25 protein-coding genes are annotated in these 24822 nt (G+C 44.2%); 15 read left to right on the top strand and 10 right to left on the bottom strand.

Annotation, left to right across the window (positions count from 1 at the left end; translation table 11 throughout):
• The first annotated feature begins 50 nt into the window (after positions 1 to 50).
• The 7 genes from RS891_RS19715 to RS891_RS19685 all read left to right on the top strand — a co-directional run bounded on the left by RS891_RS19715 (position 51) and on the right by RS891_RS19685 (position 8209).
• Positions 51 to 1139, top strand: a complete 1089-nt coding sequence (locus tag RS891_RS19715; protein ID WP_113052060.1) for an acyltransferase — start codon at positions 51 to 53, stop codon at positions 1137 to 1139.
• A gap of 178 nt (positions 1140 to 1317) precedes the next feature.
• Positions 1318 to 1878, top strand: a complete 561-nt coding sequence (locus tag RS891_RS19710) for a DEAD/DEAH box helicase family protein (protein WP_113052061.1) — start codon at positions 1318 to 1320, stop codon at positions 1876 to 1878.
• Positions 1879 to 1899: 21 nt separating this feature from the next.
• The gene (locus tag RS891_RS19705) at positions 1900 to 2205 is read left to right on the top strand and encodes a DUF456 domain-containing protein (protein WP_113052062.1); all 306 of its coding nucleotides are present in this window, start codon (positions 1900 to 1902) and stop codon (positions 2203 to 2205) included.
• Between the two features lie 698 nt (positions 2206 to 2903).
• Positions 2904 to 3743 carry a BglG family transcription antiterminator LicT gene (gene licT, locus RS891_RS19700; protein WP_315792967.1) on the top strand — a complete coding sequence of 280 codons (840 nt, stop codon included), beginning with the start codon at positions 2904 to 2906 and terminating at the stop codon, positions 3741 to 3743.
• A gap of 367 nt (positions 3744 to 4110) precedes the next feature.
• The gene (locus tag RS891_RS19695) at positions 4111 to 6021 is read left to right on the top strand and encodes a beta-glucoside-specific PTS transporter subunit IIABC (protein ID WP_315792966.1); all 1911 of its coding nucleotides are present in this window, start codon (positions 4111 to 4113) and stop codon (positions 6019 to 6021) included.
• Between the two features lie 34 nt (positions 6022 to 6055).
• The gene (locus RS891_RS19690; protein WP_315792965.1) at positions 6056 to 7498 is read left to right on the top strand and encodes a 6-phospho-beta-glucosidase; all 1443 of its coding nucleotides are present in this window, start codon (positions 6056 to 6058) and stop codon (positions 7496 to 7498) included.
• Positions 7499 to 7810: 312 nt separating this feature from the next.
• A complete protein-coding gene (locus RS891_RS19685) occupies positions 7811 to 8209 on the top strand; it encodes a RidA family protein (RefSeq protein ID WP_113052066.1) in 399 nt (132 codons plus the stop codon).
• A gap of 121 nt (positions 8210 to 8330) precedes the next feature.
• On the opposite strand, the gene RS891_RS19680 is transcribed toward RS891_RS19685, so the two are convergent.
• Positions 8331 to 9491 carry a S8 family peptidase gene (locus RS891_RS19680; protein WP_113052067.1) on the bottom strand — a complete coding sequence of 387 codons (1161 nt, stop codon included), beginning with the start codon at positions 9489 to 9491 and terminating at the stop codon, positions 8331 to 8333.
• A 210-nt stretch (positions 9492 to 9701) separates the two neighbouring features.
• Between RS891_RS19680 and RS891_RS19675 the strand changes: the two genes are divergently transcribed.
• The 5 genes from RS891_RS19675 to RS891_RS19655 all read left to right on the top strand — a co-directional run bounded on the left by RS891_RS19675 (position 9702) and on the right by RS891_RS19655 (position 12648).
• The gene (locus RS891_RS19675) at positions 9702 to 10232 is read left to right on the top strand and encodes a GNAT family N-acetyltransferase (RefSeq protein WP_315792964.1); all 531 of its coding nucleotides are present in this window, start codon (positions 9702 to 9704) and stop codon (positions 10230 to 10232) included.
• 99 nt (positions 10233 to 10331) lie between these two features.
• Positions 10332 to 10787 (top strand): SMI1/KNR4 family protein, encoded by a 456-nt coding sequence (locus RS891_RS19670; RefSeq protein ID WP_113052068.1) that lies wholly within the window; start codon positions 10332 to 10334, stop codon positions 10785 to 10787.
• Positions 10788 to 10997: 210 nt separating this feature from the next.
• The gene (locus RS891_RS19665) at positions 10998 to 11858 is read left to right on the top strand and encodes a Cof-type HAD-IIB family hydrolase (RefSeq protein WP_113052069.1); all 861 of its coding nucleotides are present in this window, start codon (positions 10998 to 11000) and stop codon (positions 11856 to 11858) included.
• A 31-nt stretch (positions 11859 to 11889) separates the two neighbouring features.
• On the top strand, positions 11890 to 12150 hold the full coding sequence (locus tag RS891_RS19660) for a hypothetical protein (RefSeq protein ID WP_113052070.1): 261 nt from the start codon (positions 11890 to 11892) through the stop codon (positions 12148 to 12150).
• Between the two features lie 315 nt (positions 12151 to 12465).
• Entirely contained in the window at positions 12466 to 12648 is a 183-nt protein-coding gene (locus RS891_RS19655; RefSeq protein ID WP_315792963.1) for a YjfB family protein, read from the top strand.
• Between the two features lie 102 nt (positions 12649 to 12750).
• Here the strand turns inward: RS891_RS19655 and RS891_RS19650 are convergent, their stop codons facing one another.
• The 6 genes from RS891_RS19650 to RS891_RS19625 form a co-directional block, all read right to left on the bottom strand.
• Positions 12751 to 13488 (bottom strand): HAD family hydrolase, encoded by a 738-nt coding sequence (locus RS891_RS19650; protein ID WP_315792962.1) that lies wholly within the window; start codon positions 13486 to 13488, stop codon positions 12751 to 12753.
• Positions 13489 to 13559: 71 nt separating this feature from the next.
• Entirely contained in the window at positions 13560 to 14609 is a 1050-nt protein-coding gene (locus RS891_RS19645) for a zinc-dependent alcohol dehydrogenase (RefSeq protein ID WP_315792961.1), read from the bottom strand.
• A 278-nt stretch (positions 14610 to 14887) separates the two neighbouring features.
• Entirely contained in the window at positions 14888 to 16126 is a 1239-nt protein-coding gene (locus RS891_RS19640; RefSeq protein WP_024630502.1) for an aspartate aminotransferase family protein, read from the bottom strand.
• A gap of 90 nt (positions 16127 to 16216) precedes the next feature.
• The gene (locus RS891_RS19635) at positions 16217 to 17425 is read right to left on the bottom strand and encodes an MFS transporter (RefSeq protein WP_315792960.1); all 1209 of its coding nucleotides are present in this window, start codon (positions 17423 to 17425) and stop codon (positions 16217 to 16219) included.
• A 262-nt stretch (positions 17426 to 17687) separates the two neighbouring features.
• Entirely contained in the window at positions 17688 to 18320 is a 633-nt protein-coding gene (locus RS891_RS19630) for a DUF1963 domain-containing protein (protein WP_315792959.1), read from the bottom strand.
• Between the two features lie 74 nt (positions 18321 to 18394).
• Positions 18395 to 19279, bottom strand: coding sequence for a hypothetical protein (locus RS891_RS19625; protein WP_113052075.1), 885 nt, complete (start codon positions 19277 to 19279; stop codon positions 18395 to 18397).
• Positions 19280 to 19479: 200 nt separating this feature from the next.
• On the opposite strand from RS891_RS19625, the gene RS891_RS19620 reads away from it, so the two are divergent.
• Positions 19480 to 20172: a pseudouridine synthase gene (locus tag RS891_RS19620; RefSeq protein ID WP_113052076.1), complete on the top strand. Its 693-nt coding sequence runs from the start codon at positions 19480 to 19482 to the stop codon at positions 20170 to 20172.
• Positions 20173 to 20279: 107 nt separating this feature from the next.
• Here the strand turns inward: RS891_RS19620 and RS891_RS19615 are convergent, their stop codons facing one another.
• From RS891_RS19615 to RS891_RS19605, 3 genes are all read right to left on the bottom strand, one after another.
• Positions 20280 to 21206 (bottom strand): DMT family transporter, encoded by a 927-nt coding sequence (locus RS891_RS19615; protein ID WP_315792958.1) that lies wholly within the window; start codon positions 21204 to 21206, stop codon positions 20280 to 20282.
• Positions 21203 to 22054 carry an AraC family ligand binding domain-containing protein gene (locus RS891_RS19610; protein ID WP_315792957.1) on the bottom strand — a complete coding sequence of 284 codons (852 nt, stop codon included), beginning with the start codon at positions 22052 to 22054 and terminating at the stop codon, positions 21203 to 21205. Before RS891_RS19610 ends, RS891_RS19615 begins: the two co-directional genes overlap by 4 nt.
• Before the next feature lie 230 nt (positions 22055 to 22284).
• The gene (locus RS891_RS19605) at positions 22285 to 23538 is read right to left on the bottom strand and encodes a cytochrome P450 (RefSeq protein WP_315792956.1); all 1254 of its coding nucleotides are present in this window, start codon (positions 23536 to 23538) and stop codon (positions 22285 to 22287) included.
• A gap of 97 nt (positions 23539 to 23635) precedes the next feature.
• On the opposite strand from RS891_RS19605, the gene RS891_RS19600 reads away from it, so the two are divergent.
• Positions 23636 to 24415, top strand: a complete 780-nt coding sequence (locus RS891_RS19600) for a YhgE/Pip domain-containing protein (RefSeq protein WP_315792955.1) — start codon at positions 23636 to 23638, stop codon at positions 24413 to 24415.
• Positions 24412 to 24792 (top strand): hypothetical protein, encoded by a 381-nt coding sequence (locus tag RS891_RS19595; protein WP_315792954.1) that lies wholly within the window; start codon positions 24412 to 24414, stop codon positions 24790 to 24792. Before RS891_RS19600 ends, RS891_RS19595 begins: the two co-directional genes overlap by 4 nt.
• The last annotated feature ends 30 nt before the right edge of the window (positions 24793 to 24822 follow it).

Here is a 24822-nt window from a genome sequence, read left to right as displayed (position 1 = left end):
GGATTGCGGCCGGAAACTATCATTCTATCAGGCATAAGTGAGGTTTTATTATGAATCAACCGGTTAATCGGCCCCGGCGTATTGAGTATCTGGATTTCTATCGTGCTTTTGCAATTATGGCAGTGGTCGCCATACATGCGACGTCAACAGCAGTTGCACATTATCCCAAGCACACGTTGGATCATAACTTTTATTATTTTTGGAACAGCTTTCTGCAATTCGCGGTACCTGCATTTCTTTTCCTATCCTCATTGGTGTTGTTTTACAATTACAGCTCTAAGTTGAAGGAAAAGGGCTGGATGCCCGCGTTTTATAAAAAGCGATTATTTTATGTTTTCGTGCCTTATCTGGCATGGTCACTCATTTATTTTATTATCAAACAATGGCTAGGAGGCAAAGAGCCCCTGGCACATGTGAAGCAATTCTCGGAGCAATTGTTAACCGGTACGGCACACACGCATTTATATTTTTTTCTGATTATTTTGCAATTTTATGTGGTTTTTCCACTACTTCTTTCGTTAACTCGTTATCGTTTGTTTAATCGATATTTACCGTTGTTCTTTATTGCGGCGCAGGCTGTTTTCTACGCGTTGCATTTGCAGTTTCATTTCTCTCGGATGGGGAGTTTGCTGCCAAGTTATCTGATTGTAATTGGATTCGGCGCATGGATTGGGTTGAACTTTGATACTGCATTGAAGAAATTGTTCTCGTACCGTTATGTGCTGTTCGCTGCATTGTTAAGCGGTGGAGCTATCTTTATTTATGGTAATACTTATGTTAAAACGGCTTTTGCCGCAACTCCTGCACTAACCTATACGCTGCTATTTCTATTCCGTAATCTGTTTACCCTCTCGGCCTGCTTGCTCTTGCTGATTGCTTGTGAACGAATAGGTGCATGGAAACAAAATGGATTTAATCGGACAACTCGTATTCTGAACTCTTTGGGTACGGTGGCCTTTGGCGTATTTTTAATACATCCATTAGTACTACTGTTCTGGAGAAGAGAACTTTCCGTGGAACTCGCTCCACACTTCAGCCTTGGCATTATGCTGTCTTATGTGGTGGCGATTTTGCTCTCATGGATGATTGCCATGGGTCTTCGGCGAATGAAGTGGGGATGGGTACTGATCGGGCGTTAACGTTGAGCAGACTATGAAACGATGAATATAAAATAAAACCGAAGAAGAGATTTCAAGCCCTGAACATTCAGCGGATGGCTTGAAATCTCTTTTTTATTTGTCCAACAGGCGTTATTATGGACTAATGTCCATAAAATTCAAGTAATGGATACATATCGTAGATGTCAGGAGTGGTTGGATGAAATTCATCATTATTTTTGGTCCACAGGCTGTGGGGAAAATGACGGTGGGTCAGGAATTGGAGAAGATCACCGATCTGAAATTGTTTCACAATCATATGACAATTGAACTGGTGTCACCTTATTTCAGTTATGGTACACCTCAAGGAAGAAGACTGGTTAATCTGTTCCGTCAGGAGATTTTTGAAGAAGTGGCGAGGAGCGAGCTGCCCGGTTTGATTTTTACATTTGTGTGGGCATTCGATATGAAAGAGGATTGGGAGTACATTAACAAAGTCAGTGCGTTGTTTGAGTCCAGAGGCGCAGAGGTATGTTATGTTGAACTGGAGGCTGACCCGGTGGAACGACTGGAGCGTAACAAGAGCCCGCATCGGCTGCTGCACAAAGCAACGAAGCGTAATGTCGAATGGTCCGAGCAGGATCTGCTTTCGAGCATGGAGAAATATCGATTGAACTCAGAGCCCGGAGAAATTACGCATAAGCTTTATATTCGGATTAATAACACCAACAAGAGTGCCAATGACGTGGCGCACCTGATCCAAGAACGATTCAAACTGTAATTGAAAGTGGAGGGGAAAAGCATGTATATCATTTTGGCTTTAATAGTAGGATTTGTACTTTGTCTTCTGATCCCATATGGTACGATTCTCGCAGGCGCGATTATATTTGCACTTGTTGCAGACAATTATCGTCAGACCATGAGTATGCGCGAGGATATTCGTTCCATTAAGCATCATCTGGGACTGATGCACAAGGGTGAAGCGGAAGAGTACCAGATCGATAAACAGTTAACGGATATCGAACACTTGGATTCGGACCAGTTGAAGATCATTAATCGAAGAATCGAAGCAGAGCTGGAGAAGGAAAGCAAAAAGAATAAATCATGATGAACCGACTACATGAAAATGAAGAAATTGACCATGGTTTGCCGTTGACTGATGAAAGTGTTGAGATGATATATGTCTGCAAAAAAGTGAGAAAAGCGTGACAAAATAAAAATAATTAATTTTTTTGTATGAAATTTTTCATCATTCGGACACATTAAGTTCTTCTCTATGGAGGGCTTTTTTTGTTTGTTCATGATCTGAATTCCACAGGATTTTAAGAAGAATATAAGCAAAAATATAGTAAATAAGTGCAAACACTTTTCGCCTGCAATGACACGGATGCGCTCATGAACGTAATTATTAATTTTGGTTATAAATGGATGAAACGTAAGGCGAGTAAGAAGCTTTCTAATACAGATCTGATACAGACAGGGATTGAAATTCTGGATTTGGAGCTCTGGGTGCAAGTATAATTCCATGGATAAGGCGTCATGCTAAGGGAGTGCTTATTGAGAAGGTGGATAGATTCAGAATGATTACTTCCAAACAGAAAAAAATACAAAGCAGATAAACAGATTCATTTATGCGTTCATGGAGTGATTTGTTAGCTGAAAAGCATCAACGATTTTTTTGTTGCACATTGTAGAAAAATGTAATACCATGAACGCACATATAGTTAACATTGAAGTGAAATGGGCAAGGCCAGTGACCTCATGGAAGGCACGGTTTGCCTTTTTCTGTATATTGGAGTGGATAAAGTGAAGATCGAGAAGGTGTTAAACAATAATGCTGTAGTTGCGATTAAAGATGAACGTGAAGTCATCGTTATTGGCCGGGGAATTGCTTTTCAGAAGCGAGCAGGCGATGAGGTGTCGGAGCAGCATATTGATAAGATATTTACTTTACAGAATGAAAATATTCAGGAAAATTTCAAGGCATTAATCGCAAGCATACCACTGGAATACATGAAAGTGTCTGAAGAGATTATTGCCTATGCCAAGCTGAAACTTGGGAAAAAGCTAAACGAGAGCATCTATCTGCATCTGACGGATCATATTCATTTTGCCATTGAACGTTATCGTAACAATCTGCCTATCCGTAATGGACTGCTGTGGGAGACCAAGCAGCTCTACAAAGACGAATATGAGGTAGGGATGGAAGCGTTAAATATGATTTGTGATCAGTTTGGTGTGCTTTTGCCTGAAGATGAGGCGGGGTTCATGGCACTTCATTTTGTAAATGCAGCACTTAACGAAGAGATGCCAAACATCCGAAGCATGACTCAGGTCATGCAGGAGATTTTGACGATCATCAAATATCATTTCAAAATGGACTTTGACGAGAACTCATTGAATTATTATCGATTTGTGACTCATCTGAAATTTTTCGCCCAAAGGCTGGTTAAAGGCAAGCATTATAAGAGCAACAACGACGATGAGTTATTTGAGATGATACAGAAAAAGTATCCTGAAGCGCACAAGTGCTCGGAGAAGATTAGAAAATTCATTGAAAATAACTACACCTATCAACTGACTAACGAAGAAATGATGTATTTAACCATTCATATTGAGCGCGTAGTGCATGCCACTTCAGAGTAACGATATTACAAAATAAAGATTCTTAAAAAAAACGCTTGCAAAAGGTTAGAAGTTATTATATTATGAATCCATAAAGTAAGCGCATACATCAATCGGATTGTAACTGTTCAATCAGGCAATTCCGATACTTCCGACCACTCTGGGTCCGTAAAGATGGGTTGCAACTTACTTTAAGATGAAGTTGTTAATGCTACAACTGAATATCGCTGTGTACAGCCTTACAGGGTTGCAACCGTTAAGGGCAAAACCTGAATTGCTGAATATCACGACTTGTTTCCGGATTTTCCGGTACGTTGTGTATGTTCAGTAGTTCAGGTTTTCTTTGTTTCACAAGCATCGGGAGTCTACTTAGAGAGGAAGAATTACTATGAACTATGATCAATTGGCCAAAGACATCTTGTCTGGTGTAGGCGGAGCTAAAAACGTAAACAGTGTATTCCATTGCGTAACGAGATTACGCTTTAAACTCAAAGATGAAAGCGTTGCTAAAACAGAAGAGCTTAAAAATCTGCCAGGTGTCATCACCGTCATGCAGAGTGGTGGACAGTATCAGGTTGTAATCGGCAATGAAGTGCCGGATGTATATAAAGCCGTTGTAAAGGTAGGTAATCTGCCTGCTGAGGGTCAGGTTCCAGAAGATCAGGAAAGTTCTGGTAACAAGGGGAGTTTGTTCGGTCGTTTTATCGATATGATCTCTGGTGTCTTCACCCCGCTGCTTGGCCTACTGGCTGCAACAGGGATGATTAAAGGTTTTACAGCTATGTTTTTATCCTTCGGATGGATAGCGGACACATCAGGTACGTACCATCTGCTGAATGCAACGGGCGATTGTCTGTTCTACTTCTTCCCGGTATTCCTTGGTTATACAGCTATCAAAAAATTTGGCGGCTCACCGTTCCTGGGTATGGCGATTGGAGCTACACTCGTATATCCTACGCTGTCCGGTTTGACTGCGGGTGATCCACTGTATACGTTGTTCACAGGTACATTATTTGAATCACCAATTCACATTACGTTCTTGGGGATTCCTGTAATCCTGATGAATTACTCATCATCGGTTATTCCGATCATTATCGCTACATTCTTTGCAGTGAAAGTAGAGAAATTCTTCAAAAATGTTATTCCTAAAGTGGTTAGTACATTCCTGGTTCCATTCTTCACATTGTTGGTTATCGTTCCTGCAACGTTCCTTGTAATTGGTCCAATATCCACATGGGCGGGTCAATTGATTGGTGCTGGAGCAACAGGCATCTATGAATTAAGCCCACTTGTTACAGGTTTGGTCATCGGCGGTTTGTGGCAAGTGTTTGTATTGTTTGGTCTTCACTGGGGACTCGTACCAGTCATGCTTCTTAACTTGAGTACGTCCGGTTCTGACCCGGTGGTTGCGATGTCTTTCGCCGCTTCCTTTGCCCAAATTGGTGCAGTGCTCGCCGTTATGTTAAAAACCAAAAATGCCAAATTGAAATCGTTGAGCATTCCAGCCTTCATCTCGGGAATCTTTGGTGTAACTGAGCCAGCCATCTATGGTGTGACACTTCCACTGAAAAAACCATTTATCATGAGCTGTATCGCAGGTGGTATTGGAGGCGGAATTCTAGGGTTATTCGGATCGAAAATGTACATGTTTGGCGGACTTGGCGTATTCGGCTATCCGACCTTCATCAACTCAAAAACAGGCGTTGATTCCGGATTTTACATGGCTCTTGTAGCTACAGCGGTTGCGTTTATTCTTGGTTTTGTTCTTACGTATGTTGTTGGTTTCAAAGACAAGGCAGATGCAGTTCCAGCACCAACACCTGTGCTTGATCCAAACCCGAACAACAGATATGAAATTTTCAGCCCAATGGCTGGTGAAGTGGTTGAACTGAAAGAGATCAATGATGTTACCTTTGCAGGAGAGCATATGGGTAAAGGGATTGCGATTCGTCCAACCAGCGGCAGAGTAGTATCTCCAATAACGGGTGTCGTACAAACGGTATATCGCACCAAACACGCCATTGGACTTGTCACTGATGATGGTGTTGAGATGCTGATTCATATCGGACAGGATACGGTGCAATTGAAAGGTCAACATTTCACCGCTCATGTCAAAGATGGCGACCGCGTTAATGTGGGCGATCTGATCATGGAATTTGATCTGCAAGCGATCAAGGATGCCGGATACGAGACGGTTACACCGATTATTATTACAAACACATCCAATTATCTGGATGTAGTGGGCACGAAGGATGCATCTGTGAAAGAGAAAGACAAATTGCTCACAGTGCTCGGTTAATTGAACGTTCATTATGGATGGGAGGCAGACGTGAATGTATGAAAAATTAACAGCCTTCCCGGAGAATTTTCTCTGGGGAGGAGCAACGGCAGCGAACCAGCTAGAGGGAGCTTATCTTGAAGGTGGCAAAGGGTTAACTACGGTTGACCTGATTCCCACGGGGGCTAATCGCTTCCCTATTGCTTTGGGAAATCTCGATTCATATGAGCCCAAAGATGGAGAGTTTTATCCTTCGCATGAAGCGATTGATTTCTATCATCGATACAAAGAAGATATCGCACTATTTGCGGAAATGGGATTCAAGTGCTTTAGGCTCTCTGTAGCCTGGGCACGGATTTTCCCTAATGGCGATGACGCTGAGCCGAACGAGGCGGGACTGCAGTTTTACGATGATGTCTTCGACGAACTGTTGAAATATAATATTGAACCTGTGGTCACAATCTGTCACTTTGATGTCCCTGTACATCTGGTCGAAACGTATGGCGGATGGAAGAATCGTAAGATGATTGATTTCTTTGAGACTTATGCAAAGACATTGTTCAATCGTTACAAGGACAAGGTCAAATACTGGATGACGTTTAATGAAATCAATATGCTGCTGCATCTTCCGTACATTGGTGCGGGTATCGTTCTTCAGGAAGGTGAGAATAAAGAGCAGGTTCTCTATCAGGCAGCGCACCATGAATTGGTTGCCAGTGCTCTGGCTGTGAAGGCCTGTCACGAGATCATTCCGGGCGCACAGATTGGTTGTATGCTCGCAGCTGGCATGGTCTATCCGTACACTTCCAACCCGGATGATGTATGGAAAGCCATGGAGCAGGATCGGGAATCGTTCTTCTTTATCGATGTTCAGTCTAAAGGAGCTTATCCTGGGTATACGAAGCGCTTCTTCAGGGAACACGAGATCGTCATTGATATGCAGCCGGAAGATGCAGATATTCTCATGCAGAATACAGTTGACTATATCGGATTCAGTTATTACGCCAGCCGTTGTACAAGTACCGACCCCGAGATTTTGAAGGATTCGACCGAAGGTAATGTTTTTGGTTCAGTGAAGAACCCATATCTTCAAGCATCCGAATGGGGCTGGACGATTGATCCGAAGGGTCTTCGAATTACCTGTAACCAGCTGTATGACCGCTATGGCAAACCATTGTTTATTGTGGAAAATGGACTTGGTGCAACGGATGTGTTGCTGGATAATGACACCGTTGAAGACGACTACCGCATTGATTATCTGAATCGTCATTTTGCCGAGATGGCTGAAGCTATTCAGGACGGCGTTGAGCTTCTGGGTTACACGAGCTGGGGACCGATTGATCTGGTCAGCGCAGGTACCGGGGAGATGAAGAAACGGTACGGTTACATTTATGTAGACCGGAACAATGACGGTAGCGGCACACTTCTCAGAGTGAAAAAGAAAAGTTTCCATTGGTACAAAGAGGTTATTTCCAATAATGGAGCGCAATATTTTTAACTCCAGGTGTAGCCCCTTGTGTATATACAAAGAGCAGTCTCGTTGACACGGGATTGCTCTTTGCTTATGAAGAGTGAATTTGACTCATGATTTGTTTCATATATATAATAAAGAGATCAAGAGAATCTTGTCACTTAAGAAGGGAGGAGCATCCAATCATGAAGAAAAAATCACTTGCATTTATATCTCCGGGATATGGATACTCCACTGCTGTCTTTTTCTAGAATCTATTCCAAGGGAGAAGTGTGCCCAAATTAGGAAGAAAACTAGGAAATATCGCAGAAAAATCTTAAGAATGACGAGGTAATCAACATGGAAACTGATAAAATTACTAGAAAAAATCCAGCTAATATGCCAGCTCCTGTAGGACAGTACACGCATATTACAAGAATTCCGAGGAATGCAGAGTTGTTCGTGACATCGGGTCAAATTGGAGCAGATGGTAGCGGACATTTTCCGGACAGTCTGAATGAGCAAGTTACGAATACATTCAGTAATATTAAAACAGTGCTCAAATCCGAGCATTTAGATGCTGAACATATTATTAAAGTTAACGTATGGGCGACGGAGAAAATCGATTGGGATTTCTTATACGCTGAGTGGGGACAATTATTCAGTCATGATTATCCTGCGATGACAATTGGGTATATTACGGAGTTAGGTTTACCCGAAATTAAAATTGAGATCGAAATATGGGCAGCAAAAGTGTAGAACCAAATAAACGTATTTAAACCATGGAGCTTCGAAAGAAGCACCATGGTTTTTTGGTTTCTTTATTCGTGAGAAATGGAAATGGAGATAGTCCATGCCATTATGATTAAATGTAAATGTGTTATGGCACTTGCAGACTCTGATAGGCATTCAGTCGCCCATACGTCCAGTAGACACCAGATCCGGATACGGGATCGGATGCGAAGCAGAGGGCATCACGAATCTGCGCATTAGTTTTCCCACGTGCAGCGAGTAATGCAGCTACTCCCGCTACATGGGGAGCCGCCATGGACGTTCCGCTTAGATAGGCATAGGAGCCACCCAGGTAGGTGGATAGAATAGTATCACCTGGTGCAGCCATATCAACCCACGATCCATAGTTTGAGAAATTTGATTTGAGGTCGGAAGGATTGGTTGAAGCTACCGCAATGACGTTCGGATAAGATGCAGGTACAATCGGATACGAAGTATTATCATTACCTGCTGCCGCGATGATGACAGCGCCCCGATCCCATGCATATTGTACGGCAGCCTGAAGAAAAGCTTCTCCCGTTGGCCCACCAAGACTCAGGTTAACGACTTGAATACCGTTGTTGGCTGCGTAAACAAGTCCGTTTCCGACGTTACCCGTTGTACCTTGTCCATTGTTATCCAATACACGTAGCGGGACAATCGAAGCGAGCGGTGCCACACCTGCAATGCCAACTCCATTATTGGTTATAGAAGCTGCAATTCCAGCTACATGGGTGCCGTGCCCGTTACCGTCTTCGGGAATATTATCATAATCAACGTAATCGTATCCGGGAAGGAGCTTGCCAGCAAGCTCAGGGTGGTTTAACTGCACGCCAGTGTCAATGATAGCGATTTTCACCGAGCTGTTACTCTGGGAAATATCCCAGGCAGCAGGAGCATTGATTTTTGGCAGGTTGTACTGGTAAGGAAAAAACGGGTCATTTGGCGTAAACGATGACTGAAGGTAGTAGTTCGGTTCAGCGTGCTCGATGAGCACATGGTCCTTGTAGTGCTTTAACATACGTTGCATTTTCTTTCTTGATTCAATGCGATACCATCCCAGATCTTCATACGTTTCGGCTACGTTGCATTTTGCTTTTTTATGCAGAGTGTGCATCTCGTCGGCTGTCGTACCTTCCTTGAACTTGATTAACAGCTGTTTGGGTGCGTGGGGATGAAACTTTTTGGCTGCAAGTTTATCTTCCACATAACGATAGACGAATCCAATTGCCAGCAGAGCTGCAGCAGAGATTCCAAGCGATAACCACATATGTTCTTCCCCCTCAAAGTTGATTGATGACACGCCTTATCGTATGCGATCCCTATCAAATTGCGAGGGCTTTCTTCTATTTTGGTTAATCGTTTAGATAGATTGATAGAAAGAGTTTATTTCGGTAGAATTGTAAGCAGAGAGCGAACTTGCGCTTAGTTTGGTTCGTATACGGAGCTGAAAAAGGGCTCGAATCTAAGGGTAAGGAATGTGGAATTTGTGACACAGCTTCATGCCGTACCGAAAGTGATAGCTATTCAAGAGCACCAAATCAATGATGCAATTGATTTTGCCATGGGTGTCCGCCAAGAAGTATTTCCAATGCTGGATCACGAGGAGTTACCTGTAGATCTGGAGCAATTCAAAGAACATTATCTGGATTCAGCTGATGCTGTATTTCTAGTTGCTCTTACCGAAGATGAAGAAGTTGTGGGTTCCATTGGCATACTGCCTTATGATGGACGCATCGAAGTTGTGAATGGACGATATCCTGAGCAGTCTGCCGCCGAAATTGTGAAATGTTATGTGGATTCTAAATATCGCAGATACGGCATTGGTTCACTTCTCGTAAGAGAACTGGAGAAAGTGGTGGCAGAACTGCACTACACAACGTTGTATTTGCATACACATCGCTTTTTGCCTGGTGCCGTGGATTTTTGGAAACGTCAGGGATATGTGGTTGTTGTGGAGCAGGACGATGATTGGCTGACGGTGCATATGGATAAGTTGGTATGTAAGTGACCATTGTATTTATTGGAGAATGGGAAGCGCCTAGCCTAAGCAAGAGACTGCAACTGGAAACGGACCAACCTAAAACGTTGAGATAGGAGAGGTGTATCTATGTATACAAGTCTAATCGAGAAACTGGAGCATACCGAGGCTGTACGCTGGTTCCCGAATCATCAAGTTCAGGAGAGCTGGATTACCGAAGTGGAACAGGAGTTGGGTTTTTCATTACCTCCGTCCTATCGCTGGTGGCTTCTGAATTATGGTGAAGCGATGTTGAGTGGAACAGAAATTCTGACCATTGCGCCTCCGGAACACCGAGAGTATACGGACACGGACATTCTATATAGATACCGACTTGCCGATGAAGACACGAAGAAGGAAGGGAAATTGGAACTGTTTGTACCAGACGAAGATGAATATTACTATTTTGATACGCGGACGGCTGATAACCTTGGGGAATACAAGGTGATGCGTTTGGATTACTTTAATGGGGAACCTGAAGTGTATGCGGACTCCTTTGCTGGCTTTTTGGAAAAATTGATCGATCAGCGAACACCTCGAAATTAATAATATTGATTGCTGATTTGTGATACCACAGGCCGAATTTGGGAGCAAGCAAGGGGAGCAGCCTACGGTGAATATAATAACGGAAGAGATTCACGTGGGTGCCAAAGCAGAGCTTATTCAGCCTGTGGACATGACTCTGGAACAATGCCCGTCGGCATGGTGAGAATGTCCATTTAACGCAGGCAATATACATGATGGGGGCAAACGAAGATGAACACAACGAATCGAAAGATTGTTTTTATAGATATTGATGGCACATTGGTAGATGATGACGGCAACATTCCGGTGTCCGCACAACAGGCGTGCAAACAGGCACGTGAAAATGGACATCTGCTTTATTTATGTACAGGACGATCGAAGGCGGAAATCTACGATTCTATATGGGACGTAGGATTTGACGGTCTGATCGGTGCCGGTGGTGGCTATGTTGAGTTCGGTCAGGATGTGCTGTATCACAAAAGGGTAACGGCAGAAGATGTACGGCATATGGTCGATTTTTTCAATGAACACCAGATTGACTTCTATTTGGAATCCAATTCGGCCTTGTACGCGAGTAGCCATCTTCAATCTCATCTGGAACGCCGCATCTATGGTGATATAGAGAATGATCCCGATGCCAGAGCAAAAAAAGAACAAAAGCCACATCCGTTTATTGCTGGTTTGACATATGGTGAAGCCGATTTATACAAGGACGACGTAAACAAAGTTTGTTTTCTGGAAAGCTCCACGATTCCGTTCGATCGAATCAAGCAGGAGTTTGAAGGCAAATTCGAAGTCATTCAGTGTACGGTACCTATCTTTGGTGAAGGAAGCGGTGAACTGATGATCCCGGGCATTCATAAAGCCATTGCTATTGCAGATTTATTGGAGCATCTGGGTATGTCACGTGAAGATACACTTGCCATTGGGGACGGCATGAATGATGCGGAGATGCTGGAGTATTGTGGTGTAGGGATTGCGATGGGTAATGCCAAGCCAGGTCTCAAAGTCATTGCAGATGATATAACTGGAACTATTGAAGAAGATGGGTTGTACCACAGTTTTGTGAAATATGGATTGATTGAGGCCTAATCAGCCTTAAACGAGTGAAGAGGTGAAACCAATGTCGGAAGGAATAAAAGTTGAGCTGGAAATTAGTGCATTCGGTCAGGAAACAGTACCATTGTACGATGATTCTTTTCGTAAACATGAGATCGCAAGAACTCGTATTTTACCTAAAGAAACAACATTAGCGCAACTGGAAGAGATGGTAAAGGAATTGATGGCAGAGATCAAAGAGGATTTTCATCAACCGGAACAGTTATTAGCCAAAGTCACCCTGAGAGCCAAGGAAACAGATGGGGTATTGAAATACTTAGGTTAGAGACTATTTGTCATAGTAATGTTCTAGACTCCTGACAGGATCCAATAGATAAATCCACCAAATAACCCGATGCAAATTCCGGCAATGACTGAAAAAAGGATAACAAATTTTTTCCCGTTCATAAGCTACCCTCCCTCTTGATTTTAATATATACGTATTTGTTGATGTTTTGTTTTGTTATAGCATCTTCAAAAGGATTGCGGGAGGGCGAATGTTAAGCTTTTGAACATGAAGGAGAGAATTACATATTTTCTCCCATCTGACCGATATAAAGTAGGTATGCTTATTGACTAGAAAACGAAAGGAGTGCAGAACATGGATATTGCAGCATTATCAATGGCTATGAGTCAAGTCTCAGTGGCGCAGTCGGCGAGCTTGCAAGTCATGTCAATGTCGAAAGACATGGCAGAGCAGCAAGGTCAACAACTAACAGAAATGTTAAAGTCGGTTCCGGCTGCTCATCCTAATTTGGGTGGAAGTCTGGATATTTCGGTCTAGACGATATTCAAGTTTGCGTTATTGTGTTAAATTTGCAGCAAGCAAAACCCAAACGGCTCCAATTCCATTGAATTGAAGCCGTTTGGGTTGTTTATTTTCGTCTTATTTTATTTCTGACAAGCTTGGCGATCTGCCTTCCAACGGAAGTGTATCTTTCAACGTCCATAACTCATCGTAACTGGAAATCTGAAGATCGGCTTTGGATAAGTCCTGGTCACCTGATCCCGGATTACGGTATCCGATGCAGCGCATGCCTGCACTTTTGGCGGCCTGAACACCATTGCGCGAATCCTCAATGACAAGACAGTTCGAAGGGGATGCTCCAATCATTTCAGCTGTAGTCAGGAAAATATCCGGAGCCGGTTTGCCGTTCGTGACTTCCTCACCTGTCATTCGGACCTCAAAGTATTTTCCAAGTCCGGTCTTGTCCATGATCAGATCGATCAGTGCACGTGGAGATGAAGAAGCAACGGCTATCGGAATGCGCTGCTCATGCAGCCAGCTTAACCAGCGTTCCACAGAAGGCATGGCTGTCAGCTTCGGGTGAGCCAGCATCGTCTGCATCACATTATGTTGATGGTAGGCGAGGGCTTCTTCCACGGTAGCCGTCAACTGGTGCTTATCCAACACTTGCCGCCACATCGATTCCAGCGTAACTCCAACATAGGTGTGATGTTCCGCCTCCGTCATCTTTGCTCCAAAATGGGCAAAAGAACTGCGCTCAATCTCGAAATAAATCGGTTCGCTGTCAATCAGTACGCCATCCATGTCAAAAATGACCGCCTGAATGCTGTCATCCTTCGACTCTCCCAGCCCGTCAAACTCCTTGTTTGCTACCATGTTGTATTCCTCCTCCAGAATTCTGTAAGCAATTATCTCTAATTTATCTCAATCATGATTAACTTGCTACATTAGATGCTGGAGCCGCTGGATTGCAGCACCACTTTGATGGCATGGGAAGAAGCTTGAAGTGTACGTCCCTGAATATCGCAGCCAAGCGTGCGGAATGCCTCTTCGTAATCCTCCAGAGGGAACGAGTGGGTGATAATTTTTTTCGCCGGGATAATCTGTTGCTCAATCATGTAATGTGCTGTTGCGAATGTGCCCAGGGAGTCGATGGAGCCAATGATTTTCAGACTGCGGTCCACAACTTCCTTGGGATTAAACGAAGTGTTTCCATCTCTCAGACCAACCAGCATGAGATAACCGCCGCTGGCGAGTTGCGAAAGCACTTGAGTGCCCACGACGCCTGTCGTATCCACAATCATATCAACCTGATTCGTTGTGGGTGCGAGCGATTCTATCGCATTTTCAAAGGATGAGTGAACCTCCCAGCGGTCCGGTGCAATCGAACCAGCAATAGCCAGGCGTTCTTCGGAGATATCGACGAGACAGCCAGTAACGCCTTTGGAAGCGAGGGCATAGCTGTATAGAATGCCAATCGGGCCCGCACCGAGGATAATTGTTCTAAAATTCGGCAGCAGATGGATTTGATTAATACCTGTAAGCATGCAACTCAGTGGTTCAGTCAGGGTCGCTTCCTCATAGCTCACATGGTCCTTCAATTTATACAAAAAGCGATCCTCGGTTACATAATAATCCGTAAATGTACCGTCAGCACTCACACCTGTCTCTGTAACCGATTTATGTGTGCAGTGATTTTGTCTGCCTGTTCTGCACATGTCGCATTGCCCGCAATAATAGGTAGGATCGATGACAACCCGGTCGCCCGGCTGCAGTGTCGTTACAGCTGAGCCCACGGCAATGACTTCCCCGGCAGACTCATGACCAAGAATGACGGAAGGAACCGCATGATATTTACCACTGACAATACCGAGGTCGGTACCGCACACACCCGTTGCCCGGATTCGAACCAACACCTGATTGTCTCTTACGATTTCCGGAACAGGCCGTTCCTCAAGCGCTACATCCCAAGCCGATTTGTATACCAATGCTAACATGTTAAAACCTCCTTATAATAATATGAAATGTAACTATAGCGATTCATTTTAAAAACAGTTTCTGACAAGATACGAAAGTAGTGGAGGGGACGAAATCGATTCTGGAGAAACGGAGCGTTCGCCTAAAAGCTTTCTGGAAGAAAGCTACTTCGGAAGCATATGCTATCAACGGATTTTCCCCTCGGAAAAGGGAAATCAAATAAATTCCGGGGATAACAGCGGTCAGAAGAACGATTCGTAACCGAAACAACCACTTCGAGCAATGGCATTGAAATGTTTTAATGCACGCTGGCAAGCACCGAATCGAGTCGCTCTACAATTTCAACCAACTCATCTTCTGTTGTGGTAAGCGATGGTCTGACCTTAACTACGTTCCCGAAGCCGTAACGTGATCCTCTTAAAATCAGATGCTCATCCGTGAAGGCACGGTCGATAATGGCGTTAGTTTTATCCGTATCTGGTTCATTATTGTCACCCACCATTTCCAATCCCCACATCAGGCCGACTCCGCGAGCTTCACCAATGCTTGGATATTTCATGGCCAAATCTTGCAGTAATCCACCTAAAATTTCACCTTTGCGTTTCACGTCATCCAGGAAACCGGGTTCGGATACAACCTCCAGGGTAGATTTGGCTGCGGTTACAGAGATCAGATTGCTTCCTGAGGTGAAGGAATGTTCATGCTTTTCCAGGACATTCAATCGGGACTGCATCAATACCGCAGCAACAGGCACACCGATACCACCGAGACCTTTGGCAAGAGTAATCATGTCAGGCTGGATATCGAACAGTTCGCTGGCGAACATATACCCGGTACGTCCGATTCCCGTCTGTACTTCGTCGGCAATGAGAATGATGTTGTACTCATCACACAGTTTACGCAGGCGCTTGAAGTAACCAGCAGGAGGAATGATATTGCCGCCATTGCCGAGGATCGGTTCGATGATCATGCAGGCGACTGAGCCGGAGCTCGCATATTCTATAGCATCAGAGATAGCTTCAACGCATTGATATCCGCAGTCTCCGCTTGAGGATTTGAATGGGCAACGATAGCAGTATGGTGCAGGTACATGAACGGAGTTGGCAACAGCCGAATTTGGAAACCGTTTCCGCCGGAAGGCATTTCCCGAAATCCCTGTTGCAAACTGGGTCTGACCATGATGGGACAGGTACAGGCTGATAATGTCTGTGGATTGCGTGTATTTCTGTGCAATTTTGGTGGCACATTCATTGGCGGTTGAGCCCGTAATATCCCGCATCCAACCGGCATTAATATCGTTTGGAGCATATTCAATCAGATGATCGAGCACTTCATCCACATACGGTTCTGTGAAGGAGGAAGACATATGCGTCAGATTGCCGACTTGTTCCTGAATTTTGCTCACGACATGCGGGTGATTGTAGCCCAGTGACAGGTTGAACGTACCGGATACACCATCCAGATATTCAACGCCTGCATCGTCAATCAACTTAATCCCTTGTCCGGTTCTAAAACGGTTTTTGGTTAAGGTTTGCATACGATTCCCTCCATAAATGTAATGTACTAGCCTGAACGAAGATCAAAAATTCCGGATTACGCAGGCATCACCCCTCTCAAGAAGCAACGTTTAAATCTCTTTACTCTGATGTGCGAGAGTTCCACTTACGGTGCTGTTCCTTACATTCCAGAGATGAGAGAGTACGAGAGTGAGGAGCAGAATCAAGCAAAATCCGGCCAAAATCCAGATCGTGTTCACTACAGGCCAAGCACTCATGCTCCATCCGGTTACATACTGCAGAATGGCGCCACCGATCCCGCCTGATGCAATCAGGATGCTGGTTGTGCGCTCAGTCATGCCCGGAATTAAAATGTTGGCATAGACCAGTGCGATACAGAACAGCCCTGACATGAACAATCCGGTTCCGAAGATTAGCAGGTATGTTGCCCATTGGCCTGTTACGAACACCATGGCAACGGCGAACAGAAGTGTACCTACCGTACTCCAGATCAGGAAAGGCATGTAGTTGACAGCTTCAGCAATTTTTCCGGAAAAAAGACGACCGATAATCATGGCAATCCATAGGATGGATACACTTAATGAAGCGACAGACTCCTGTAGCTGCAATCGTTCGACCAGGATGGAGGGCAGGAAGTTCATCAGGCCTAACTCCAGACCCATGTAAACGAAGAAAAAAATGACGAAGATTGTGAGCACCCCTATATGTTTTCTGGAATACTGGGCCCTGCCCGTTGCATGTCCAACGGTATTCTCACCAGCTTTTTTCAGATAAGAAGCGGCGGAGGTGGGCATGGTCACCCATAACAGCATGAGAATAAGGGATAACGCGGAAACGGTATAAAACGTAAGATGCCAAAGATCCAGCCAAATGTATAAGGCAGCGACTGCCGGGATGAGAAGTGCTCCAAGGGCAAAGTACACATCAAGCTTGGACATTGCGACTGCTTTCTGATTTTCCGTAAATTCTATCGTAAACGCACCAACGGAGGGCTCAATGATACCAGACCCAAACCCGACAATAATGGTTAGAAGAAGAACAACTGTCCAGGATGGCAAGAATCCGAGAACGGCATAGGCGGCCACAATACAGATCAGTGCGATGGTTAACATGGATTTTCTGCCGATGCGGGCAGTCATGGAAGGAGCAACGAGCACCCCGACAAGAAAACCGAGGAACTGCAGAAACAACAAAAATCCGCCATCACTATAACCACGCTCATAATGTGTCAATAAAACGGGGAGAAGTGCACCGAGTACAACGCTGGTTATGCCGATTAACAGATAAAAACCGCAGCTTAAAGCGAAAATTCTTCTCATAAGTTGTCCTCCTAAGATGGATATAAATTTTATATTATGTAAATAATGTTTCTTTCGTATATAACTTATACCATAATTATGCAATTGTACATGCTTTTTATTGTAAAATAATGTTAACTTTTGACGAATGAATGATCTTTCTCACACAATGTTCAACCTAAAACGGTTTCGTGTCGAAGCGAAAAAAGTTTCCTTGTCTGTAATAGACAGGAAACTTTTTGATGATCAGATCCTTATGAATAAACCTAGGCTATCGTCCCCACTAGGCGGTCTGCACAAAGAAAATTCCATCCAAGGGTGCATGAGCAGACGCAAGGCCATTTCGTAATAACAAATATCCATTAGCATCAGAAAGTCCCAGTATATCCTGATAGGGATGGGGGAAATCCCCGGAATAAATCTGACAAACGAATTGATAGTCCTCTAGTAGATGGCTAATTCCTTTCGCACCGTTTGGTAGTATGGAAGAGAAAAATGAAAAGGCAGGGAAATCCTGTTCCTCTATTTGTATTTCGGTCAATCCTACTCCGCATAAAGGAATGGATTGAATGGGACATACGGAAGTTAGTGGCTCTGAAGATACGGATACATATGTACATCCAGCTAGAATATTTTCCTTCCATTCCAGCTCATCCCCCGTATAGGACACCTGATCCAAAAAGTATTCCGAAGCGGAATAGGTGGAGAAGACCGAAATATACTTCCCAGGGGGCAACGAAGGGATATGCAGCTGTTGTAAAAGTGTATTGCAATCAATGGAGAACAAATGCAACAAGGGCTGACTCTCCTGATTAAGCGGCCATTCTGTAACATATGCAATTTCTCCGCCAATCCAAATGCCAGTATTGTGGTTCGGAACGTCAGGGTCAATTGAAAGTTGGTTAACTTTGTGCATGGTAAACTCCTCTTTGTATCTGGATTAAGCTGTTTAGACAAACAATAACCAATAAATATGACAGGCTGGTGGGTTTAATCTTTGACTTGAATCACATGTCCGAACAGCTTGCGCGCTTTGTCCCAATCGACGCCAAGTTTACCTTGCCAGCCGGCCCAAGGCATCTCCATATCAGATCGGCCTTTGGTATTATTAAGCTGCAACTCACCGTTCAGGAGATGTTCGTTGTTGGTCCAATGGTCTGTACTTAGGGAGAGAACCTGATTGGGCAGCACACCTACCCTGGACAGCGCTTGAAGAATACTTCTGCGAATTCCGGCATGTCCTTTGACCAATTTCTCTGCAGTGAGTCGTTTCTCAAATTTTCCCGGAGATTCTTCGTCTTCAGCTTGATCCAGCATATAAAGCAGTTGATTAAATATAGTGATATCCTCGGGAGTTGGTTTAATAGGTTCCTTCTCAAGTAAATTGATGAATTCTGTCAGATCGGCGTATGCACCTACGCTTGACCCACTGTAATCATAACCCTGGTGCAGGGCGTAACGGATATTGGATAGATTCTCCCAGCCCTCATCTCTATGACTGAATCCGCAAACTTTGCAAGCAAGGAACTGTTCAGTCTCCTCATAAGCATGCATCTGCGAGTGAATCATCATATGATAGCTTGTAAGCGTAGATATGCCTCGTGGATAACTGCCCCCTACACCTGCAATAAATGCTTGGGTAATCGTCGACCAGGAAAGACGTTCATTCTGCTGGAATGCGATTAGTTGTTGAAGGATATTATCATGGTGGATTAACTCCAGATCATTAGCCACCCAGCCTTGTGTAGTCAGTAGCTCCTGTTGGGCAGCAGTTAATGTATCCGTTTGATAGATCATTACTCCTCGTGCTCTGTCATACTCACCATTACCGTGTAGATATAATTTTTTAAGCACTCTCATACACTTTTTGTCCATGCCTAACTCCTTTCCGAAGTTTATGTTGAATTTCCTATGTACTAACGTATAACAATTCATTTGCTTCGTTTCATTATAAGTGAGATGATGTGGGATGAAAATCAGTACAAGGTACTAACCTATTGAACGAAGCCGATGAACTGGCAACATAAGCTCGCTAATGAACAAGTGGCAATATTACAGATGAGAAGTGGTGGAACATGCGAATTAACAAATACATAAGTGAAACGGGATACTGCTCCCGCAGGGAAACGAACCGATTAATTGCAGCCGGGCGCATCACGATTAATGGTAACGTGTGTGAAAAAGGTGCAGACGTAGAGCCCGAGGATATCGTACTCATTGATGGTGAGGAGATTCCTTTCAATGATCGCGAGCCTGTTTACCTTGCTTTGAATAAACCCATCGGCATTGTCTGCACCGCAGCAGAACAGGTAGAGGGAAACATCATTCAGTATGTGAATTATCCCTCGCGTATCTTTGCGATTGGCAGGTTGGATAAGGCGTCCGAGGGTTTGATCTTTCTGACGAATGACGGAGATATTGTGAACAAGATGATGCGTTCGGAGCATAACCACGACAAAGAATACGTAGTAACCGTAGACAAACCAGTGACAGACGAATTCGTACGGGCGATGTCGCAAGGGGTTGAGATTTTGAATGTGGTGACGAAGCCATGTGAGGTATATAAGCATAGTGAGAACGTATTTCGTATCATTTTGACGCAGGGACTTAATCTGCAAATCCGCAGAATGTGTAAAGCCTTGGGTTACAGAGTGCTCAAGCTGGAGCGCATCCGAATTATGAATGTTACGCTGGAAGGACTGGAGCGTGGGCAATGGAGACATCTGGAGAGGCAAGAGTTGGAGAAACTTCTATCCATGTTGAATTAGAGAAAGGCATCGTTGCGATGTCCCGGCAAAATGAAGAGAGGCACTATTCCCATAGGGATTAATGCTTCTTTTTTGAGTTCTGGACGATGGATGAAGCCATAAATATATTATTGAATTTCTGACAACTTACTACGGTAGTCGTCTTTTCTTTGTACTTTCTTCTCTGAAATAAATGATCCGAGCAACGTTAATAGAGCTCCGAGCAGCGTTATCCTGGTAATCCGTTCATGTAGAATCAGTGCAGAAGCGACGACAGTAATGACAGGCACCAAATAAATGTACACACTTGTTTTGACGGCTCCCAGAAGATTCACTGCCCGGTTCCAGGTTACAAAACATAAGGCCGAGGCACCCAGCCCGAGAAAGAGAAAGTTCGAGAGGTTGGCCATATTGGCGAAGCGCCCAAGATCGAAGTGGAATTCGAATAGGAACAAAGCCGGAAGCATGAATAATAGTCCATAAAAGAATACTTTGCGTGTAGCACCGATGGTGTGATAGGGGAGTTCACCTATTTTGCGCATGAGTATGGAGTAGACCGCCCACACAGCAGGTGCCACGAAAGCAAGCAGATCCCCCAGCGGATTCAGTTGCAGAATGAAACTGCCGTTGAATCCAATAAGGATAATGCCAGACAAGGCAATGGTGAAGCCCACGATAAACCGCTTGTGCAATCTCTCTCCATCCAGGAAGAAATGAGCAAGGACTGCGGTAAAGAAAGGAGCAATCGAAACAATAACACCTACATTGGAAGCGAGGGTGTACACCAGTGCAATATTTTCAATGAGAAAATATAACGTAACCCCGCATAATCCAGCACCGATAAACAGCATTTCTTCTCGGAGTGAGGTAATTCGCATCAACCGCGGATAGATCAGGAAGAGCACTACATAGCCAATCACGAAACGGAAAAAGAGAATCTCCACCGGGGTGAAATCGATCAACAGCACCTTGGTGGAGATAAACGTTGTTCCCCAGATCAGGATCGTAAGTAAGGCCAGCGGATGTCCAGTAGAGATTTTGTTCTGACTTGTCATGACTGATCATCCGCTGTGCGCTTTGAATCCACTTCATGGTTGAAGATGCGTCTGTATTGCTTGGGCGTCAAGCCAATTAGTTTTTTGAAAAAATTCGTAAAGTGACTCTGGTCACTGAAACCTGTTTGCGCGGCGACCTCTATTGGGAGTTGGCCTTGTTCCAATAGCCTTTTGGCCTGATTGATGCGAATCGTTTCCAGGTAGCGGTAGGGAGATATCCCTTTTTGACGAGTAAATAAACGCAACAGATGGTACTTGCTCAGCCCTGTTAACTCGACTAACTGGTTCAGCGTAATGCTCTCCATATAATGAGTCTCTATGTACTCGCATATGCGTCTAATCTCGATGGTGACGTCCTGGGCGGAAATAGGCGGTTCGGCATCTGCATATTCTCTCATCAGCTGTTCCAGCAGAAAGAGCAGCAGTTCTTCTTTGTGAAAGTCAGCTTGCTCTTCCAAAATCATCTGATGCAGCTCATGCAAAGAAGTAACATGTTCGCTCTGATAGAGGACAGGGGAAGCAAACCGTGGCAAGTAATCTTGTCCGGTAATTTCCTGTACATATTGGCGCATGACCTCAGGTTGAATGTTGATGCAACGATAATCCAGGGTTCTGCCGTCCACCTGTTCGCAGGCATGGGGATCATGCGGATTAAAAATAATCATGTCCCCAGTGTTCAGGATATATTCTTCGTTATTACATACAAGATGTCGCTTGCCTTGCTCAATAAATCCAATGACGTAATAGTCATGAAAATGATTGGGGAATTTCTGCATAATGCCTTCGAATTGATAAGCTTCAAGCTGTAGATCGGTATCGAACACGACGGTTCGCACTTCGCGAGTCACCTGCTGCACCTTCTTTCTGGTAAGTTAAATGTCATTATAATATGAAAAGAAGGGACTTTCTTGGACGATATTGCTCGTTTCGTTTTGTTTAAACATATAAAAAACCAAAATACCCGCTATCCCTAACTAAATGGATGACGAGTATTTTGGTTCAATTATAGCTCATTCAACGGATAACAATATGAATTCGGACCTAAATTAACCTTATATTGACTTTACGTCAGATGTATTTACTTATACAGCTTCAAAGGCAGACTTGTTAAAGACTGTCCTGCCGCAGAAGGAGTCAGGTTATCCTCCAGATTGAATCCTGCCACGGGTTCAATTTTGGTGAACGTTTTCAGGAAGGTGCTCAGCACAATTTTACCCTCCAAACGGGCCAGAGGAGCCCCCAGACAGAAGTGAGTACCAAAACCAAACGCAAGCTGTTTATTATTGTTTGATCGATGAATATTTAAGGTGAACGGATCTTCAAACATGTTCTCATCCATATTGGCTGCACTCATCCACGCCACGATAGCGTCTCCCTTTTTCAGCTCAACACCAAGGACACTGTTATCCTCTTTGACCATGCGGTCCATTTTACTGATGTGAAAGCGATATCTCAGCATTTCCTCTACTGCGGCCGGAACAAGCTCCAGATTATCCCTGAGTTCGGCATACAATTCCGGTTGGTCATATAGAAGGGCGTAGAACGAGTTGGCCAGCAGGTTGCTTGTGGTTTCTATGCCGGCGCCCAGAATAAACATGGTGGTTCGCACAATCTCTTCATCCGTAAAGTGCTCGCCATCGAGCTCAACCTGGATCAGGTCTGATATGATATCTTCTCCCAGATTGGATCTTTTGGACACAACGAAGGGATACAAGTATTTGAAATATTCTTCCCCGGCAATTTTTTTCATTTCGTTAATTTGATCAAAAGTGGCATCGGTAGTAGGCATAAACATGGTGTCCACCCAATCCTTGAACAAATGACGATCTTTGGAAGGAATGCCGAGAAGGTCGGACATGATAATGACAGGAAACATGCTCGTATAAGCTTCAACAATGTCCACTTCCGATTGATCTTCAAATTCTCTGATCAGCTCTTCGGCCACTGCCTCTATTCTTGGTTCCCAGAGCTTGAGACTTCGGGGTGTAAATGCACTTGCCAGCAATGATCTCCGCTTGCGATGTTCCGGCGGATCTACGTTGTGAATATCCAGCTTGTCCGGCATGTGATGCTCGCTGTCCGAACCTTCTTCTTCGCTTGAATATCCCACATTAACAATTGATCTCTTTCTCACACTGGAGAAGTGCTCGTGATCATTAAGCACGGTTTTGACAAGATCATACCTGAATACATGCCAGGAATCGGTCTCTTCATTGTAGATGACAGGTTCCTGATTCAACATGCTGCTATACCAACGGTAGGGACTGAATTCTTCTTCTTTCGATTGGAAATTCGTGATTTCTGACAGAGAAATAATAGAGCTCTTCGTCATTCGTTTCGCCTCCTTGGTTGGTCTCATTGACAAATATAACAAATGAGAGTACTTTAATTCAAGTAGTTTAAATTGAGATAACAAGGTGGAGTAGAGAGTGAAGAACATACTGAAGCATGGCGGAGTCAAGGCAGGCATATTTATGATCGTTTTTTACCAAATTGTAATGTTGACCGTTTTTATGTCAGGGTATAGCGCAATCCCCAAAAATGTAACCAATCTTACCGTTGCCATTGTCAACGAGGACCAGCAATCCGGTACTGAATTTGTACAACAATTGCAGGAACAATTGCCATTTACGGTAGTAACCAACGAATCATTGGAACAGGCAAAGACGGGGCTTGAAGACCGGGAAATCCATATGATCATACGTATACCGGGTGATTTTACGGAGAAACTGTCTGAACAGGGCGGTAAAGCTCAGCTCCAGTATCTGATTAATGAATCGAACCCAACAACAATCACGAGCTCCATGAAAAATGTTGCAGCTGAAATTACTGCGCAGATGGGCGCACAGGTTCAGGCACAGAGCTTCGAGGGTGTGCTGAGCAGCATGCAGGTTCCTGCAGAGCAATCGAAACAGATTGTGGAGTCTACTATGGGCAAAGTGTCATCGGACATTGTTCTGAGCAACCCTCAGCCAGCAGGCATGCAGAATCAGATGGCACCGATGTTTATCACGATGGCGCTCTATGTTGGAGCCATGATCTACGCGATGCAAAGTATTGGCGGAATGAAGCAACTGCAAGGAGAGATGGGGAAATGGAGAGCATTCTTTGCAATGCGAGGTACGAACCTGCTTGTTTCCATCCTTGCTCCACTTGTAGGGATTGGCATTTATTTTATGGTGCAGGGGTATGGAGTGGAAGTGTTTTGAAAATGTGGATGGTACACAGCCTGCAACTGTTTGTGTCCATTGAGTTCACCAGCATCTTTATCATGCTTCTCGGTCAAGGCGGAATGCTGATCAATATGATATTCGTACTCAGTCAGTCCATTGCAAACGGGACGTCCATGTCCCCAGAGATGATGCCAGGATACTTCAAATTCGTGAGTCAGATCACACCGATGTTCTATTCAACGCATCTGGATTATAATATTCTCTTCGGCGGAGGGAAAACGGTAGAATATGCGGTCGGACTGGCATTGGTGGGCTTGGGAGCCTTCGTGATCAATACGGCCATTCATCATTTCAAAAAAGCCAAACAGACCGATACGACACAGGAGTCTGTACAACAGCCCGTTATGATATAAAATAGAAGTTATGAGGGTAGGCGATGAGGA

Source organism: Paenibacillus sp. BIC5C1 (assembly GCF_032399705.1).
GTDB lineage: Bacteria > Bacillota > Bacilli > Paenibacillales > Paenibacillaceae > Paenibacillus > Paenibacillus taichungensis_A.
The sequence above is the reverse complement of the archived record's forward strand: the minus strand, read 5'-3'. Positions and strand labels throughout refer to the sequence as shown.

What these genes read in the sequence shown, in the direction of transcription:
- RS891_RS19715 (WP_113052060.1), top strand. Translation starts at nt 51, where the DNA reads ATGAATCAACCGGTTAATCGGCCCCGGCGTATTGAGTATCTGGATTTC.
- RS891_RS19710 (WP_113052061.1), top strand. Translation starts at nt 1,318, where the DNA reads ATGAAATTCATCATTATTTTTGGTCCACAGGCTGTGGGGAAAATGACG.
- RS891_RS19705 (WP_113052062.1), top strand. Translation starts at nt 1,900, where the DNA reads ATGTATATCATTTTGGCTTTAATAGTAGGATTTGTACTTTGTCTTCTG.
- RS891_RS19695 (WP_315792966.1), top strand. Translation starts at nt 4,111, where the DNA reads ATGAACTATGATCAATTGGCCAAAGACATCTTGTCTGGTGTAGGCGGA.
- RS891_RS19690 (WP_315792965.1), top strand. Translation starts at nt 6,056, where the DNA reads ATGTATGAAAAATTAACAGCCTTCCCGGAGAATTTTCTCTGGGGAGGA.
- RS891_RS19685 (WP_113052066.1), top strand. Translation starts at nt 7,811, where the DNA reads ATGGAAACTGATAAAATTACTAGAAAAAATCCAGCTAATATGCCAGCT.
- RS891_RS19680 (WP_113052067.1), bottom strand. Translation starts at nt 9,491, where the DNA reads ATGTGGTTATCGCTTGGAATCTCTGCTGCAGCTCTGCTGGCAATTGGA.
- RS891_RS19670 (WP_113052068.1), top strand. Translation starts at nt 10,332, where the DNA reads ATGTATACAAGTCTAATCGAGAAACTGGAGCATACCGAGGCTGTACGC.
- RS891_RS19665 (WP_113052069.1), top strand. Translation starts at nt 10,998, where the DNA reads ATGAACACAACGAATCGAAAGATTGTTTTTATAGATATTGATGGCACA.
- RS891_RS19660 (WP_113052070.1), top strand. Translation starts at nt 11,890, where the DNA reads ATGTCGGAAGGAATAAAAGTTGAGCTGGAAATTAGTGCATTCGGTCAG.
- RS891_RS19655 (WP_315792963.1), top strand. Translation starts at nt 12,466, where the DNA reads ATGGATATTGCAGCATTATCAATGGCTATGAGTCAAGTCTCAGTGGCG.
- RS891_RS19650 (WP_315792962.1), bottom strand. Translation starts at nt 13,488, where the DNA reads ATGGTAGCAAACAAGGAGTTTGACGGGCTGGGAGAGTCGAAGGATGAC.
- RS891_RS19645 (WP_315792961.1), bottom strand. Translation starts at nt 14,609, where the DNA reads ATGTTAGCATTGGTATACAAATCGGCTTGGGATGTAGCGCTTGAGGAA.
- RS891_RS19640 (WP_024630502.1), bottom strand. Translation starts at nt 16,126, where the DNA reads ATGCAAACCTTAACCAAAAACCGTTTTAGAACCGGACAAGGGATTAAG.
- RS891_RS19635 (WP_315792960.1), bottom strand. Translation starts at nt 17,425, where the DNA reads ATGAGAAGAATTTTCGCTTTAAGCTGCGGTTTTTATCTGTTAATCGGC.
- RS891_RS19630 (WP_315792959.1), bottom strand. Translation starts at nt 18,320, where the DNA reads ATGCACAAAGTTAACCAACTTTCAATTGACCCTGACGTTCCGAACCAC.
- RS891_RS19625 (WP_113052075.1), bottom strand. Translation starts at nt 19,279, where the DNA reads ATGGACAAAAAGTGTATGAGAGTGCTTAAAAAATTATATCTACACGGT.
- RS891_RS19620 (WP_113052076.1), top strand. Translation starts at nt 19,480, where the DNA reads ATGCGAATTAACAAATACATAAGTGAAACGGGATACTGCTCCCGCAGG.
- RS891_RS19615 (WP_315792958.1), bottom strand. Translation starts at nt 21,206, where the DNA reads ATGACAAGTCAGAACAAAATCTCTACTGGACATCCGCTGGCCTTACTT.
- RS891_RS19605 (WP_315792956.1), bottom strand. Translation starts at nt 23,538, where the DNA reads ATGACGAAGAGCTCTATTATTTCTCTGTCAGAAATCACGAATTTCCAA.